Below are 12,979 nucleotides of genomic sequence, written 5' to 3'. Positions count from 1 at the left end.
GCAGCGCGGGGCGAGCCCGCTCACTACAAGGTGACGCGCAGGCGGTCGTAGGCTTGCAGTTCGTCGGCGTCCAGGGGGATGACGTAGGGCTCTACCGGCTTCTTGAAGCTGACCATCTGCCCGTTTTCGCCCTTTTTCAGGTGGCAATGGCAAAACCAGTCGGCGTCATTGCGCAGCGGGTGATCGACCCGGTGGTGGTACAGCCCCCAGCGGCTTTCGGCGCGGTACAGCGAGGCGCGGGCGGCCATTTCGGCGCAGTCGCGGATCACACTGGTTTCCATGGCGCGCATCAGTTCGTGAGGGTTGTGGGCCTTCATCTGGTCCAGGTCGCGCTGGATATCGCCAAAGCGCTGCAGGCCGATCTCCATCTTGCGGGTGACCTTGGGCGGTTGCAGGTAGTCATTCACGAAGCGACGCAGCTTGTATTCCACCTGGGCCGGTGGCAGCCCGGTGTCGCGGTCCAGCGGCGCATACACCCGGGCCTGTTCGGCGGCGACCTGTTCGGCGCTGACCGCACTGAACTCACGCTCGGCCACGTACTGCGCCGCATTGGTGCCGGCGAACCAGCCATAGGTAAACGCGCCGAGCATGTAGTTGTGCGGCACCGCCGCCATGTCGCCCGCCGAATACAGACCTTTTACCGAGGTTTCCGCCCGTTCGTTGACCCACACGCCGGAGGCCGAATGCCCGCTGCAAAAGCCGATCTCGGAAATGTGCATTTCCACCATGTCGCTGCGGTAATCCGTGCCCCGGTTAGCGTGGAACTGGCCTCGGCTGGGCCGCTCGTTGCTGTGCAGGATCTGTTCGATGTTCTGGATGGTTTCCTCGGCCAGGTGGTCGAGCTTCAAGAACACCGGGCCGTTGCCGCTTTCCAGCTCCTGGTGGAACTCCCACATCATCTGACCGCTCCAGTAGTCGCACTCAATGAAGCGCTCACCTTTGTTGTTGGCGGTGTAGCCGCCCAATGGGCCGGTGACGTAGGCGCAGGCAGGGCCGTTGTAGTCCTTGATCAGCGGGTTGATCTGGAAACATTCCAGGTTCGCCAGCTCCGCCCCGGCGTGGTAGGCCATGGCGTAGCCGTCGCCGGCGTTGGTGGGGTTTTCATAGGTGCCCATCAGGTAGCCCGAAGACGGCAGGCCCAGGCGGCCGGCCGCGCCGCAGCATAGGATCACCGCCTTGGCCTTGATCACCTGGAAGTCCGCCGTGCGGCAGTCAAAGCCCATCACCCCGTTGACTGCGCCCTCGCTGTCGGTCAGCAGGCGCGTGCACACCAGGCGGTTGGTGATGTTCACCCGCGCACGCTTGAGCTGGCGGTAAAGGACCTTCTTGATGTCATGGCCTTCGGGCATGGGCAGCACATAGGCGCCCATGTGGTGGACCTTCTTCACTGCGTAGTCGCCCGTCTCGTCCTTCTCGAACTTCACGCCCCAGCGGTCCAGTTGCTCGATGGTTTCAAAACTGTGGGTGGCGTAGGCATACACCGCGGCCTGGTTGACGATGCCGTCGTTAGCGATGGTGATTTCCTTGGTGTACTGCTCGGGCGTCGAGTGGCCCGGGATGATCGCGTTGTTCAGCCCGTCCATGCCCATGCTGATCGCGCCGCTGCGCTTCACGTTGGCCTTGTCGATCAGCAGCACGCGCAGGTCGCGGTTGGCTTCCTTGGCCTTGATCGCCGCCATGGGGCCGGCCGTGCCGCCACCGATCACCACGATGTCGTATTCCAGTTCCAGGGTCTGGCGGCTCATGGGCGGGCTCCTCGCTCGCGATCGATGCGCAGGCGGTACTGGAACGCATCGCCACGGTAGTACAGGTGCTCGAAGTCCACGGGCTGGCCGTCGGCGGTGTGGGTCAGGCGTTCGATGTGCATGATCGGCGAACCGGGCTCCACGTTCAGCGCCTGGGTCAGGTCGCTGTCGGCCAGGACTGCATCAATAGCGACATCGGCATGGCCCAGTTGCAGGCCGCAGTCGTTTTCCAGGATCAGGAAGATGTCACGGGTGACCAGGTCGGCTTTTTCCAGGCGCTCGCCCAATGCCTGGTTGAGGTAGGTGATTTCCAGGGACACCGGCTCGCGGTTGATCAGGCGCACCCGCTTGATCTGCGCAACCGTGGTGCCCTCCTCCACGCCCAGGCGCTCGGCTACTTGCTTGTCGGCTGGCACAAAGCGAAAGCTGCGCAGGCGGTTGATCACTTCATAGCCGCGTTCGGTCATGGATTCCGCCAAGCCTTGCAGGGTGCTGACGTTCTGGTAGGCCTTGGGTTTGGACACGAAGGTGCCTTTGCCGTGGATCTTGAAGATCAGCCCTTCTTTCTGCAGGTCGCCCAAGGCCTGGCGCACGGTGATCCGACTGACCTTGAAGCGCGCGCCCAATTCGGCTTCGGACGGCATTTGCGTATTGGGGGCGTATTGGCCATCCAGGATGCCGCTGCGCAACAAATCACGCAGTTGCGCATGCAGGGGAATACTGGACAGCGGGGATAAGGCAACGGCGGATTCGTTCATCAAGGCCACTTGTCATAACGAGTTATGACGTGATCTTAAGAAGCCTAAGCATCGGCATGGAAATACCGTTTATGCATAAGCTTAAACTTCTATTGTTTTGGCTGATGTCCGGTATCGGCCGCAATGCCTTCTGACGCGCAGGCAGGCTTTATAGAATGGCGACCACAGTCAAACCGTTACCGATCGGTGCTGGAGGTCATCATGCGTTATGTGCTTATTGCTGCTGTGCTGAGCCTGTTCAGCACCTTCGCTGCCGCCCAAGACACACCCCACCCCGGCGCCAATGCGCCGGCCAACCAAGCCGACGATTATTCCGAAGACCTGGACATCGCCAAGGCCGTGCGCAACACCAGCGCAGCGTCGACCGCTTGCGGGCCGGTCAAGGGCCACGTGGTGTACGTGGACAGCCAGGGCGTGCGCCATGAGCTGGACTACGTGCGCGTCGGCGACGCCTGCCAGCACGGTTGATCCGCGCTACAGGTCAAAGCGGTCGACTGCGCGGCGCCGCTCGTTATCCTCACGCACGTCATAGCTGGCGGTGGTCTGGATGTTGGTGTGATGCGCCAGTTTCTGCGCAATTGACAGGTCATGCTCTTCGATCACCCGCGTGATGAACGAGCGGCGAAAATCGTGAGGCATGATCTTCACCCCCACCTGTTCACCCCGTTGGCGGGCGATGTAGTAGATCGCATGTTTGGTAATGCGCTCGCGGGTGATGTGGCTGCCCCGGCGAATGCGATTGAACAGAAAAGCATCGTCTTGCTCGCCTTCCTTGAGCTGCTCGCGACGAAACGCCAGCCACGCCTGCAGCTTTTCAAAAGCCCAGGCGGGCGCGTACTTGATCAACTCTTTGTTGCCCTTGCCGGTCACCCGCAGGCTGCGTTCGTCAAAGTTGACCTGGGCCAGGTCCAGGTTGACCGATTCCGACTTGCGCATGCCCGAGCCATAGAGGATGCCGATCACCGCCGCATCCCGCAGGCCCTGGGGGCGGGGGTCAGCAGCGCACACTGCCATCATTTCGCGGATCAGCGTACGGCGCAGGTTGCGCCCCTGGCCCAGGCGGGTGCCGGGAGCTGCCTTGACCGAGCGCATCTTCAATAAGTGATCCTGGCTGATCAGGCTCATCCGCCACGCTTCGTTCATCACGCCGCGCACCGCGTTCACGTACAGCGACGAGGTGTTCGGCGCATAGCCGTCCTCACGCAGCGCGGCCACCAGGGCAATCACATGCTCCGGCTGCAGCAAATGCCAGTCGATGTCTTCGAGGTTGATGTCTTCAAAGCCCAGGCGGTCGGCCGCATCTTGCAGCACGTAGCGCATGGTCAGCTGGCTGGAGGGCGCTAGGCGGGTGAGGTAAAGGGTCAGCGGGTTGCGGATAGACTCAGTCAAGGTAGATCAGCCTTTGGATTAAATACCTCTAACAAGCCATTGTTTAATAGAGGTATTTAGTGAATTGGCAAGGGCCGAGTCTACCCCACGATCGGCCCTGGCACAAAATCACGGCTTACTCATCGTCGTCGGTCGGGTCCTGCGGCTGGGCTTGGGATTGGCTCCAGTCGGCGTCCTGTTTCTGCATCAGTGCAAACCAGTGCTGGCGCATGAACGTGAGGTAGCCCTCCGGCGCCTTGGCGAAATCCTTCTCTTCGCTGTAGCAACCCGGCAGCGGCAATTCAGTGCCCTGCTCCTTGTACTGGCTGACCAACGCCTGTTGCGCCGCCACGCTGCAATCCTTGGGCAGCGGCATGCCGCGCAGGGCGCCCGCCTCCTCATCCCACCAACTGGCGCCCACGCGGTCGACACCGCGCAGTCGGTACTTCTGGGACTTGCCCACGTGCATGATCAACTTGAATTCGTTGGGGCTGACATCGCTGGTGCAGGTGCGTGAGTAGCCCACCGTGGCCTGGGTGATGCCGTCGCCGGACAGATCGGTGACCTTGGTGGCAGCCATGTCAAAGCGCAACGACGCATCGAACTGGCAGTGCTGCACATCGTCGTAGAGCATCCAGACACGCTTGGGATGGTCGCCGCTCAGCAGGTATTGCGCCGCGTAGACGAACGCCGACTGGGTGCCGTCATCATCGCGCTCGCTGACCTGCTCGGCGAGCACCAGCAGGTTCTTGCCCTGATGGTCGTCCCAGGTGTAGGCCGCGACCTGCTTGCCACGGACTTCCACGCCGTCCGGCACCTGGTCGATGCTGGTCAGTGCCACGCCGTCATCGGCCCGCACGGTGGTGACGCACGCAACGGCCATCAACAATCCCATCAACGCCGGCCGCAACTGGCCGCGCAAAAGCTGCACGCTATTCATCCGAGTACCCTGGCAAGAGATGGCTTACTTTACCGGCACTTGAAGGCCAATGCAGAGAAGATTGTTGAATAAACCGGGGAGCGCTCCACACGCTAGGGAAAACCCTGGGTTTTTGCCCGCAAACAGTATCCGTTGGCGCGTCAGTCACTTAGCTGAACCCTAGCTGTCTACCTGTCAAATAAACGAGTTTTTCATCAGCCTTTCATATTCGTTCAACATTTTTCCGCTTAATCTCTGCCCCAGGACTTGAGAACAAGCCGCGTGTTCTACGACTAACCTGTTGATTACGCTTTACCTTTCATATATTTCGTCTTTACTCAGCTAGCCATGGAAGAAACCAATGCCCGTCCTCAGGAAAGTCGAATGAATGCCGCAACCCCACGCCATGTTTAATCAGTTCACTGAGCTTTCAGCCGCTGGTTACTGCCGTTTTCACGCTCCAACCTGCTCTAGCCCCGAGGTCATGAATCTTTGAAACCCTACCCTATTCATTGCGTGTCGATCGTTATCCCGGTCTACAACGAACAAGAGAGCCTGCCTGAATTGCTGCGTCGCACGACGGCAGCCTGCAAGCAACTGGCCTACGAATACGAAATCATCCTGGTCGATGATGGTAGTCGCGACAATTCAGCCCAACTGCTGGAAGACGCTGCTGCAGAAGATGGCAGCAACGTGGTGGCGGTGATCCTCAACCGCAACTACGGCCAGCACGCGGCGATCATGGCCGGCTTCGAGCAGTGCCGTGGCGAGGTGGTGATTACCCTCGACGCCGACCTGCAGAACCCGCCCGAAGAAATCCCGCGCCTGGTCGAGCAAGCCGCCCTGGGCTACGACGTGGTCGCCACCGTGCGCAACAACCGCCAGGACTCGGCCTTCCGCCGCTGGCCTTCGCGCCTGATCAACCTGGCCGTGCAGCGCTCCACCGGCGTGGCCATGACCGACTACGGCTGTATGCTGCGCGCCTACCGCCGCACCATCGTCGACGCCATGCTCGCCTGCCGCGAGCGCAGCACCTTTATCCCGATCCTGGCCAACGGCTTTGCCCGCCACACCACGGAAATCCTCGTGCACCACGCCGAGCGCGAGCACGGCGAGTCCAAGTACAGCCCGATGCGGCTGATCAGCCTGATGTTCGACCTGCTGACCTGCATGACCACCACGCCTTTGCGTTTGCTCTCCGTGGTCGGCTTCAGCCTGGCGGCCCTGGGCGTGCTGTTCGCCATTGCCCTGATCGTGTTGCGCCTGGCCTTCGGCGCGCAGTGGGCTGGCGACGGCATGTTCGTACTGTTTGCGGTGCTGTTCGTGTTCACCGGTGGCCAGTTCATCGGTATGGGCCTCTTGGGTGAATACCTGGGCCGCATGTACAGCGACGTGCGGGCGCGCCCGCGCTTCTTTATTGAAAAAGTGCTGCGTAACACACCGGCAGCACCGGCACCCGTGGTCGTCGTTGACGGCCTGGTGTCTTCCCATACCTCCACCTCTACTTCTCCTTCCGATCAGGTTTCGTCATGAATTCAAAAGCCGTTGTCTTCGCTTACCACGATATTGGCTGTGCAGGCATTGAAGCCCTGCTGACTGCCGGCTACGACATTGCTGCCGTGTTCACCCATGCCGACGACCCCAAGGAAAACAATTTCTACGGCTCCGTCGCCCAACTGTGCGCCCGCAACGGCATCCCGGTGCATGCACCGGAAGACGCCAACCACCCGCTGTGGATCGAGCGCATCGCCAAGCTGAACCCGGACTTCATCTTCTCCTTCTACTACCGCAACCTGCTGAGCGAAGCGCTGCTGGCCACCGCCAAGAAAGGCGCGTTCAACCTGCACGGTTCCCTGCTGCCGAAATACCGTGGCCGCGCCCCGGCCAACTGGGTGCTGGTCAACGGCGAAACCGAAACCGGCGTGACCCTGCACCGCATGGTCAAGCGCGCCGATGCCGGCGCGATCCTGGCCCAGCAAAAAGTCATCATCGACCGCACCGACACCGGCCTGACCCTGCATGCCAAGCTGCGTGACGCCGCCGCCAACCTGCTGCGCGATGCCCTGCCACAACTGGTTGCCGGCAAGCTGAGCGAAACCGCCCAGGACGAAAGCCAGGCCAGCTACTTCGGCCGCCGCACCGCTGCCGATGGAAAACTGGACTGGAAAAAACCGGCTGAAGAACTGTTCAACCTGGTTCGCGCCGTGACCCAGCCGTACCCGGGCGCCTTCTGCGCCGTGGGCGAGCACAAACTGATCGTTTGGCAAGCCGAAGTGGTCAAGGGCAACGAAGGCCTGGCGCCAGGTCGTGTGATCAGCGTTAACCCGCTGCGCATCGCCTGCGGCGAAGATTCCCTGGTGGTCAAGTTCGGCCAGCGCAACGCCGATGGCCTGTTCCTGGCCGGCCCTGCCCTGGCGGATGTCCTGGGCCTGGTAGACGGTTCCGTGCTGCGCGGCGCCGAGTCCGGTCGCAAGCCACGTCGTACCCGTGTACTGATCCTGGGTGTGAACGGCTTTATCGGTAACCACCTGTCCGAGCGCCTGCTGCGTGACGACCGCTACGAAATCTACGGCCTGGACATCGGTTCCGACGCTATCGAGCGCCTGCGCAGCCACCCGAACTTCCACTACGTGGAAGGCGACATCAGCATCCACACCGAGTGGATCGAGTACCACATCAAGAAGTGCGACGTGGTGCTGCCGCTGGTGGCCATCGCCACCCCAATCGAATACACCCGTAACCCGCTGCGCGTATTCGAACTCGACTTCGAAGAGAACCTGAAACTGGTTCGCTACTGCGTGAAGTACAACAAGCGCGTGATCTTCCCGTCGACCTCCGAAGTGTATGGCATGTGCCAGGACCAGTACTTCGACGAAGACACCTCCAACCTGGTGGTCGGCCCGGTCAACAAGCAGCGCTGGATCTACTCGGTCTCCAAGCAACTGCTGGACCGCGTGATCTGGGCCTACGGCGACAAAGGCCTGAAATTCACCCTGTTCCGTCCGTTCAACTGGATGGGCCCGCGCCTGGACCGCCTGGATTCGGCGCGTATCGGCAGCTCCCGTGCAATCACCCAACTGATCCTGAACCTGGTGGAAGGTACTCCGATCCGTCTGTTCGACGGCGGCGAGCAAAAACGTTGCTTCACTGACATCGCCGACGGTATCGAAGCGCTGGCACGCATCATTGATAACGAAAACGGCGTGTGCGACGGCCAGATCGTCAACATCGGCAACCCGGAAAACGAAGCCAGCATTCGTCAGCTGGGCGAAGAACTGCTGCGTCAGTTCGAAGCGCACCCGCTGCGTAGCAACTTCCCTCCGTTCGCCGGTTTCCGCGACGTGGAAAGCAAGGCGTTCTACGGTACCGGTTACCAGGACGTGGCGCACCGCAAGCCAAGCATCGAAAACGCCAAGCGCCTGCTGAACTGGGAGCCGACCGTCGAGATGAGCGAGACCATCGGTAACACCCTGGACTTCTTCCTGAAAGAAGCCATGCTCGAAATCGCGGACAAGAAGTAATGCAGGCAGGCCTTCGCATCGACGTCGACACCTACCGTGGCACCCGTGAAGGTGTGCCGCGGTTGCTTGAATCCCTGGATGAAGCCGGGGTCAAGGCAACCTTCTTCTTCAGCGTTGGGCCGGACAACATGGGGCGCCACTTGTGGCGCCTCATCCGCCCGCAGTTCCTGTGGAAGATGCTGCGCTCCAACGCCGTCGGTCTGTATGGCCTGGACATCTTGCTGGCCGGCACCGCCTGGCCGGGCAAGCCGATTGGCCGCGACCTGGGGCATTTGATGCGCCAGGCCAAGGCTGCCGGGCATGAAGTGGGCCTGCACGCGTGGGACCACCACGGCTGGCAGGCCAACACCGGGCGCTGGAGCGAGGCACAGCTGATCGAGCAGATCCGCCGTGGCGTCGACACCCTCAGCGACATCCTCGGCGAGCGTATCGATTGTTCAGCGGCAGCCGGTTGGCGTGCCGATGAACGCGTGGTGCAAGCCAAGCAAGGTTTCAACTTTCGCTACAACAGTGATTGCCGGGGCACCAGCCTGTTTCGTCCAACCTTGGCCGATGGCAGCGCGGGCACCCCACAAATTCCGGTAGACCTGCCGACCTTCGACGAAGTCGTCGGGCCGGTAGTGGCTGCCAAAGACTTCAACGGCTTCATTCTGGACCGCTTTGCCGAGTCCAAGCTGAACGTCTACACGATTCATGCCGAAGTAGAAGGGATTCTGATGGCTAATGATTTTCGCCAGTTGCTTGCCCAGGCTGGGCAGCGCGGCATCGATTTCAAACCGCTGGGCGACCTGTTGCCCGCCGATGTGACCACCTTGCCCCAGCAACAGCTGGTGCGTGGCGCCCTGCCTGGGCGCGAGGGTTGGCTCGGAGTGCAACAAGCATGATCCGGCGCCTGGCATTGCCCCTGCTCCTGTTGGCGTTTGGCGTGTTCTACCTGTTGCCGCTGGCCACCCATGGCCTGTGGATCCCGGATGAAACCCGCTACGCGCAGATCAGCCAGGAAATGCTGTTGACCGGCAAGTGGGCCTCGCCGCATTTCATGGGCATCCGCTACTTTGAAAAACCCGCCGCCGGCTACTGGATGATCGCGCTGGGCCAGGCGATCTTCGGACAGAACCTGTTCGGCGTGCGCTTTGCCTCCGCCTTGAGCACCGGCCTGAGCATCCTGCTGGTGTACCTGGTGTCGCGCCGGTTGTGGAATGACCCGCGCAAGAGCCTGGTCAGCACCGTGCTCTACATGAGTTTCGCCAGTGTGGCCCTGCTGGGCGGCTATGCGAACCTCGACCCGCAGTTCACCTTCTGGGTCAACCTGACCGGCGTCGCCTTGTGGTTCTGCTTCGACAACACCACGCGCCGTGGCCGCCTGGGCGCCTGGGCCTTGCTGGGTTTTGCCTGTGGCATGGGCTTCATGACCAAAGGGTTCCTGGCCTGGTTGTTGCCGGTGCTCATCGCCCTGCCCTACGCCATTTGGCAAAAACGCTTTCGTGAATTGCTCGGCTACGGCCTGGTGGCGGTGGTCGTGGCGATTGTCGTGAGCCTGCCGTGGGCGCTGGCCGTGCACCTGCAGGAGCCGGACTACTGGAACTTCTTCTTCTGGCACGAGCATATCCAACGCTTTGCCGGTGACGACGCCCAGCACGCCGAGCCGTTCTGGTACTACCTGCCGTTGTTGATTGCGTTCTCGTTGCCTTGGGTGGCGCTGCTGCCGTCCACGGTCAAACAGGCCTGGCACGACAAGCGCCTGCCGAAAACCGCCTTCCTGCTGCTGTGGCTGTTGATGCCTTTGGCGTTTTTCAGCCTGGCCAAAGGCAAGCTGCCGTCCTACATCATGCCGTGCCTGTTGCCCCTGGCCCTGCTGATGGGTTCGACCCTGGCCGACAAGCTGGCCCAAAACCGTGGGCGTGCGCTGCGCATCAACGGCTGGCTGAACCTGGTGATGGGTTTGGTGGCGATGTTGGCCCTCAGCTGGTTCCAAATGAAGAAGCCGGTGTACGAGCATGGCCAGGAAACCCTCAGCCTGGTGCTGGTGTTTACCTTCTTGTTCGGCTGGATCCTGGTCAATCTGTTGCAAGCGGCGCGCCCCTTGAAACTCTGGGCAGCACCGGCGATCGGCAGCTGGCTGCTGGTGGCCCTGGTGCCGGCCGCACTGCCCCATTCGGTGGTGTACAACAAGACCCCGGACCAATTCATCATTGATCACCTGCAGGAACTGCAACCGACCACCGCACTGCTGAGCAATGACCTGGGCGCCGCGTCGGCCCTGGCGTGGCGCCTGCACCGCCCGGACGTGACCCTCTACAACACCGTCGGTGAAGTGAAATACGGTCTTGCCTTCGCAGACACGGCCCATCGCAAGGTGGACATCAGCCAGGTCCAGCAATGGATGAGCGATGCGCGCAAACAAGGCCCGGTCGGTGTGGTGATGCGCGTCAAGGGTGACGATGAGGTCGCTGAAGTGAACTTGCTGCCCCAGGATGGCAAGCGTTACGAGCAAGGCAACATCGTGATCCTGATCTTCCCCAAGGCTGCTCCATGATCACCCTGCTTCTATTACTCGGTGCTTGTCTGCTCACCTGCATGGGCCAGGTTTCGCAAAAGTTTGCCGTAGAAAGCTGGCGTGACCAGCCCGACGGCTGGGCGTTGAAACTGCGCTCGCCGTGGCTGTGGTCGGCACTGATCTGCCTGGGCCTGGGCCTGCTGGTGTGGCTGCTGGTATTGCAGCGCCTGGAAGTCGGCATCGCCTACCCCATGCTCAGCCTGAACTTTGTGCTGGTCACGCTGATGGCGCGCTTTGTGTTCCACGAACACATCGACGGCCGCCACTGGCTGGGCGTGGTGCTGGTGATCGCCGGTGTCGTGCTGCTGGGGCGCCAGGTATGAGCCGGGCGCGTGGTTTTGCCCTGGCCCTGGGCAGCGTCGGACTGGTCAGCGCCGCCCAGTTGGGCATGCGCTGGAGCATGACGCGCCTGCCGCTGCCGACTGAATGGCTCACAGCCTTCAACAGCAATGCCATCGACCTTGGCGCCCTGGGCGTGGTGATCCTGGCGATCATCGCCTATGCGCTGTCGATGCTCTGCTGGCTCGGCGCGCTCAAGGATCTGCCCCTCGGCCGTGCGTATTCATTGCTCAGCATCAGCTACGCGCTGGTGTACCTGTTGGCCGCCAGCCTGCCGGTGTTCAACGAACATTTCTCGCTTTCGAAAACCCTGGGGGTGGCGCTGGTCATCCTCGGTGTACTGGTTATTAACTCTCGTCGTGCTAGCACCACAAGTCCCAGGAATGCCCCATGAAAATCAGTGTATTTGGTAGTGGTTACGTCGGTCTGGTGCAGGCCACCGTATTGGCCGAAGTCGGTCACGATGTCATCTGCATGGACGTAGACAAGAACAAGGTCGAATCGCTGCAAAAAGGCCATGTGACCATCTTCGAGCCGGGGCTGGCCGCGATGGTGAAAGAGAACCTGGAAAGCGGGCGCCTGCATTTCACCCACGACGAAAAACTCGCCGTGGAACACGGTGAAGTGCTGTTCATCGCCGTGGGCACACCGTCCGACGAAGACGGCTCGGCCGACCTGAAGTACGTGCTGTCGGTCGGCGACGCGGTGTCCCGTCACCGTGTAGAGCCGGTGATCCTGGTGGAAAAATCCACCGTACCCGTCGGCACCGGCGACACCCTGCGCGCGCACATCGAGAAGAACCTGCGCGTGGCCGGCCGTCACCTGGACTTCGATATCGTCTCCAACCCGGAATTCCTCAAGGAAGGCTCGGCCGTTGCCGACTGCCGCCGCCCGGACCGCATCATCATCGGTTGCGAGCGTGAAGAAGTGCGTGAAGTGATGCGCGACCTGTACGCGCCGTTCAACCGCAACCACGACCGCATCATCTTTATGGACCTGCGCAGCGCCGAACTGACCAAGTACGCCGCCAACTGCATGCTGGCCACCAAGATCAGCTTTATCAACCAGATCGCCGAACTGGCCGAGCACCTGGGCGCCGACATCGAAGCCGTGCGCCTGGGCATCGGTGCCGACTCGCGCATCGGCTACCACTTTATCTACCCGGGCTGCGGCTACGGCGGCTCGTGCTTCCCCAAAGACATGCGCGCCCTGATCCACAGCGCTAAAGAGGCCAACTGCTCCAGCGACCTGCTGGAAGCCGTCGAAGCCATCAACCAGCGCCAGAAGAGCAAGCTGTTCGAACGCATCAACGCCTATTTCAAAGGCGAGTTGAAGGGCAAGACCTTCGCCCTGTGGGGCCTGGCGTTCAAGCCCAACACCGATGACATGCGCGATGCGCCCAGCCGCGTACTGATGGAAGCCCTGTGGGCCGCCGGCGCCAATGTACGTGCCTTCGATCCGGAAGCCATGCAGGAAACCCAGCGCATCTACGGCGATGAATCGCGCCTGACGCTGCTGGGCACTCCGGAATCGGCCCTGAGCGGCGCCGATGCATTGATCGTCTGCACCGAATGGCAGCAGTTCAAGGCGCCGGACTTCGACCTGATCCACCAGCGCCTGAAAACCCCGGTGATCTTCGACGGCCGCAACCTGTACGACGGCGAGCGTCTGTCGCGCAAAGGCTTCAAGTACTTCCCGATTGGGCGTGGTGACTCCTGTGAATTGCCAATCCCTCAGCAACAGTGGGTGCCGCAAGGTCAGGAAGCCTGATA

Annotated in this window: 12 protein-coding genes; 8 read left to right on the top strand and 4 right to left on the bottom strand. The window is 61.5% G+C overall.

The window, feature by feature from the left end:
- Positions 1-23: 23 nt before the first annotated feature.
- On the bottom strand, positions 24-1,745 hold the full coding sequence (locus HX792_RS10970; RefSeq protein WP_176996100.1) for a fumarate reductase/succinate dehydrogenase flavoprotein subunit: 1,722 nt from the start codon (positions 1,743-1,745) through the stop codon (positions 24-26).
- On the bottom strand, positions 1,742-2,503 hold the full coding sequence (locus tag HX792_RS10965; RefSeq protein WP_176996099.1) for a GntR family transcriptional regulator: 762 nt from the start codon (positions 2,501-2,503) through the stop codon (positions 1,742-1,744). The genes HX792_RS10970 and HX792_RS10965 overlap by 4 nt, the downstream gene beginning before the upstream one ends.
- A gap of 201 nt (positions 2,504-2,704) precedes the next feature.
- Here HX792_RS10965 and HX792_RS10960 point away from each other — a divergent pair, with 201 nt between their 5' ends.
- Positions 2,705-2,971: a DUF2790 domain-containing protein gene (locus HX792_RS10960; protein ID WP_176996098.1), complete on the top strand. Its 267-nt coding sequence runs from the start codon at positions 2,705-2,707 to the stop codon at positions 2,969-2,971.
- Between the two features lie 6 nt (positions 2,972-2,977).
- Here the strand turns inward: HX792_RS10960 and xerC are convergent, their stop codons facing one another.
- Entirely contained in the window at positions 2,978-3,892 is a 915-nt protein-coding gene (gene xerC / locus HX792_RS10955) for a tyrosine recombinase XerC (protein ID WP_176996097.1), read from the bottom strand.
- Positions 3,893-4,007: 115 nt separating this feature from the next.
- Positions 4,008-4,811 (bottom strand): M949_RS01915 family surface polysaccharide biosynthesis protein, encoded by an 804-nt coding sequence (locus HX792_RS10950; protein WP_176996096.1) that lies wholly within the window; start codon positions 4,809-4,811, stop codon positions 4,008-4,010.
- Between the two features lie 471 nt (positions 4,812-5,282).
- On the opposite strand from HX792_RS10950, the gene arnC reads away from it, so the two are divergent.
- The 7 genes from arnC to HX792_RS10915 are packed head-to-tail and all read left to right on the top strand — an operon-like array spanning position 5,283 to position 12,977.
- Positions 5,283-6,323: an undecaprenyl-phosphate 4-deoxy-4-formamido-L-arabinose transferase gene (arnC, locus tag HX792_RS10945; protein ID WP_176996095.1), complete on the top strand. Its 1,041-nt coding sequence runs from the start codon at positions 5,283-5,285 to the stop codon at positions 6,321-6,323.
- Positions 6,320-8,311, top strand: a complete 1,992-nt coding sequence (gene arnA, locus HX792_RS10940) for a bifunctional UDP-4-amino-4-deoxy-L-arabinose formyltransferase/UDP-glucuronic acid oxidase ArnA (protein WP_176996094.1) — start codon at positions 6,320-6,322, stop codon at positions 8,309-8,311. The genes arnC and arnA overlap by 4 nt, the downstream gene beginning before the upstream one ends.
- Positions 8,311-9,195 carry a 4-deoxy-4-formamido-L-arabinose-phosphoundecaprenol deformylase gene (gene arnD / locus HX792_RS10935; protein WP_176996093.1) on the top strand — a complete coding sequence of 295 codons (885 nt, stop codon included), beginning with the start codon at positions 8,311-8,313 and terminating at the stop codon, positions 9,193-9,195. Before arnA ends, arnD begins: the two co-directional genes overlap by 1 nt.
- Positions 9,192-10,847 carry a lipid IV(A) 4-amino-4-deoxy-L-arabinosyltransferase gene (gene arnT / locus HX792_RS10930; RefSeq protein WP_176996092.1) on the top strand — a complete coding sequence of 552 codons (1,656 nt, stop codon included), beginning with the start codon at positions 9,192-9,194 and terminating at the stop codon, positions 10,845-10,847. The genes arnD and arnT overlap by 4 nt, the downstream gene beginning before the upstream one ends.
- Positions 10,844-11,191, top strand: coding sequence for a 4-amino-4-deoxy-L-arabinose-phosphoundecaprenol flippase subunit ArnE (arnE, locus tag HX792_RS10925; RefSeq protein WP_176996091.1), 348 nt, complete (start codon positions 10,844-10,846; stop codon positions 11,189-11,191). Before arnT ends, arnE begins: the two co-directional genes overlap by 4 nt.
- Positions 11,188-11,601 carry a 4-amino-4-deoxy-L-arabinose-phosphoundecaprenol flippase subunit ArnF gene (gene arnF, locus HX792_RS10920; protein ID WP_176996090.1) on the top strand — a complete coding sequence of 138 codons (414 nt, stop codon included), beginning with the start codon at positions 11,188-11,190 and terminating at the stop codon, positions 11,599-11,601. Before arnE ends, arnF begins: the two co-directional genes overlap by 4 nt.
- Positions 11,598-12,977 carry a UDP-glucose/GDP-mannose dehydrogenase family protein gene (locus HX792_RS10915; RefSeq protein WP_176996089.1) on the top strand — a complete coding sequence of 460 codons (1,380 nt, stop codon included), beginning with the start codon at positions 11,598-11,600 and terminating at the stop codon, positions 12,975-12,977. The genes arnF and HX792_RS10915 overlap by 4 nt, the downstream gene beginning before the upstream one ends.
- Positions 12,978-12,979: the final 2 nt, after the last annotated feature.

The organism is Pseudomonas sp. B6002 (genome assembly GCF_013385985.1).
Classification (GTDB): Bacteria; Pseudomonadota; Gammaproteobacteria; order Pseudomonadales; family Pseudomonadaceae; genus Aquipseudomonas.
Note: the sequence above shows the minus strand (reverse complement) of the source record. Positions and strands in the feature narration are given on the sequence as shown.

What these genes read in the sequence shown, in the direction of transcription:
- arnF (WP_176996090.1), top strand. Translation starts at nt 11,188, where the DNA reads ATGAGCCGGGCGCGTGGTTTTGCCCTGGCCCTGGGCAGCGTCGGACTG.
- HX792_RS10950 (WP_176996096.1), bottom strand. Translation starts at nt 4,811, where the DNA reads ATGAATAGCGTGCAGCTTTTGCGCGGCCAGTTGCGGCCGGCGTTGATG.
- HX792_RS10965 (WP_176996099.1), bottom strand. Translation starts at nt 2,503, where the DNA reads ATGAACGAATCCGCCGTTGCCTTATCCCCGCTGTCCAGTATTCCCCTG.
- HX792_RS10970 (WP_176996100.1), bottom strand. Translation starts at nt 1,745, where the DNA reads ATGAGCCGCCAGACCCTGGAACTGGAATACGACATCGTGGTGATCGGT.
- HX792_RS10960 (WP_176996098.1), top strand. Translation starts at nt 2,705, where the DNA reads ATGCGTTATGTGCTTATTGCTGCTGTGCTGAGCCTGTTCAGCACCTTC.
- arnT (WP_176996092.1), top strand. Translation starts at nt 9,192, where the DNA reads ATGATCCGGCGCCTGGCATTGCCCCTGCTCCTGTTGGCGTTTGGCGTG.
- arnE (WP_176996091.1), top strand. Translation starts at nt 10,844, where the DNA reads ATGATCACCCTGCTTCTATTACTCGGTGCTTGTCTGCTCACCTGCATG.
- HX792_RS10915 (WP_176996089.1), top strand. Translation starts at nt 11,598, where the DNA reads ATGAAAATCAGTGTATTTGGTAGTGGTTACGTCGGTCTGGTGCAGGCC.
- arnD (WP_176996093.1), top strand. Translation starts at nt 8,311, where the DNA reads ATGCAGGCAGGCCTTCGCATCGACGTCGACACCTACCGTGGCACCCGT.
- arnA (WP_176996094.1), top strand. Translation starts at nt 6,320, where the DNA reads ATGAATTCAAAAGCCGTTGTCTTCGCTTACCACGATATTGGCTGTGCA.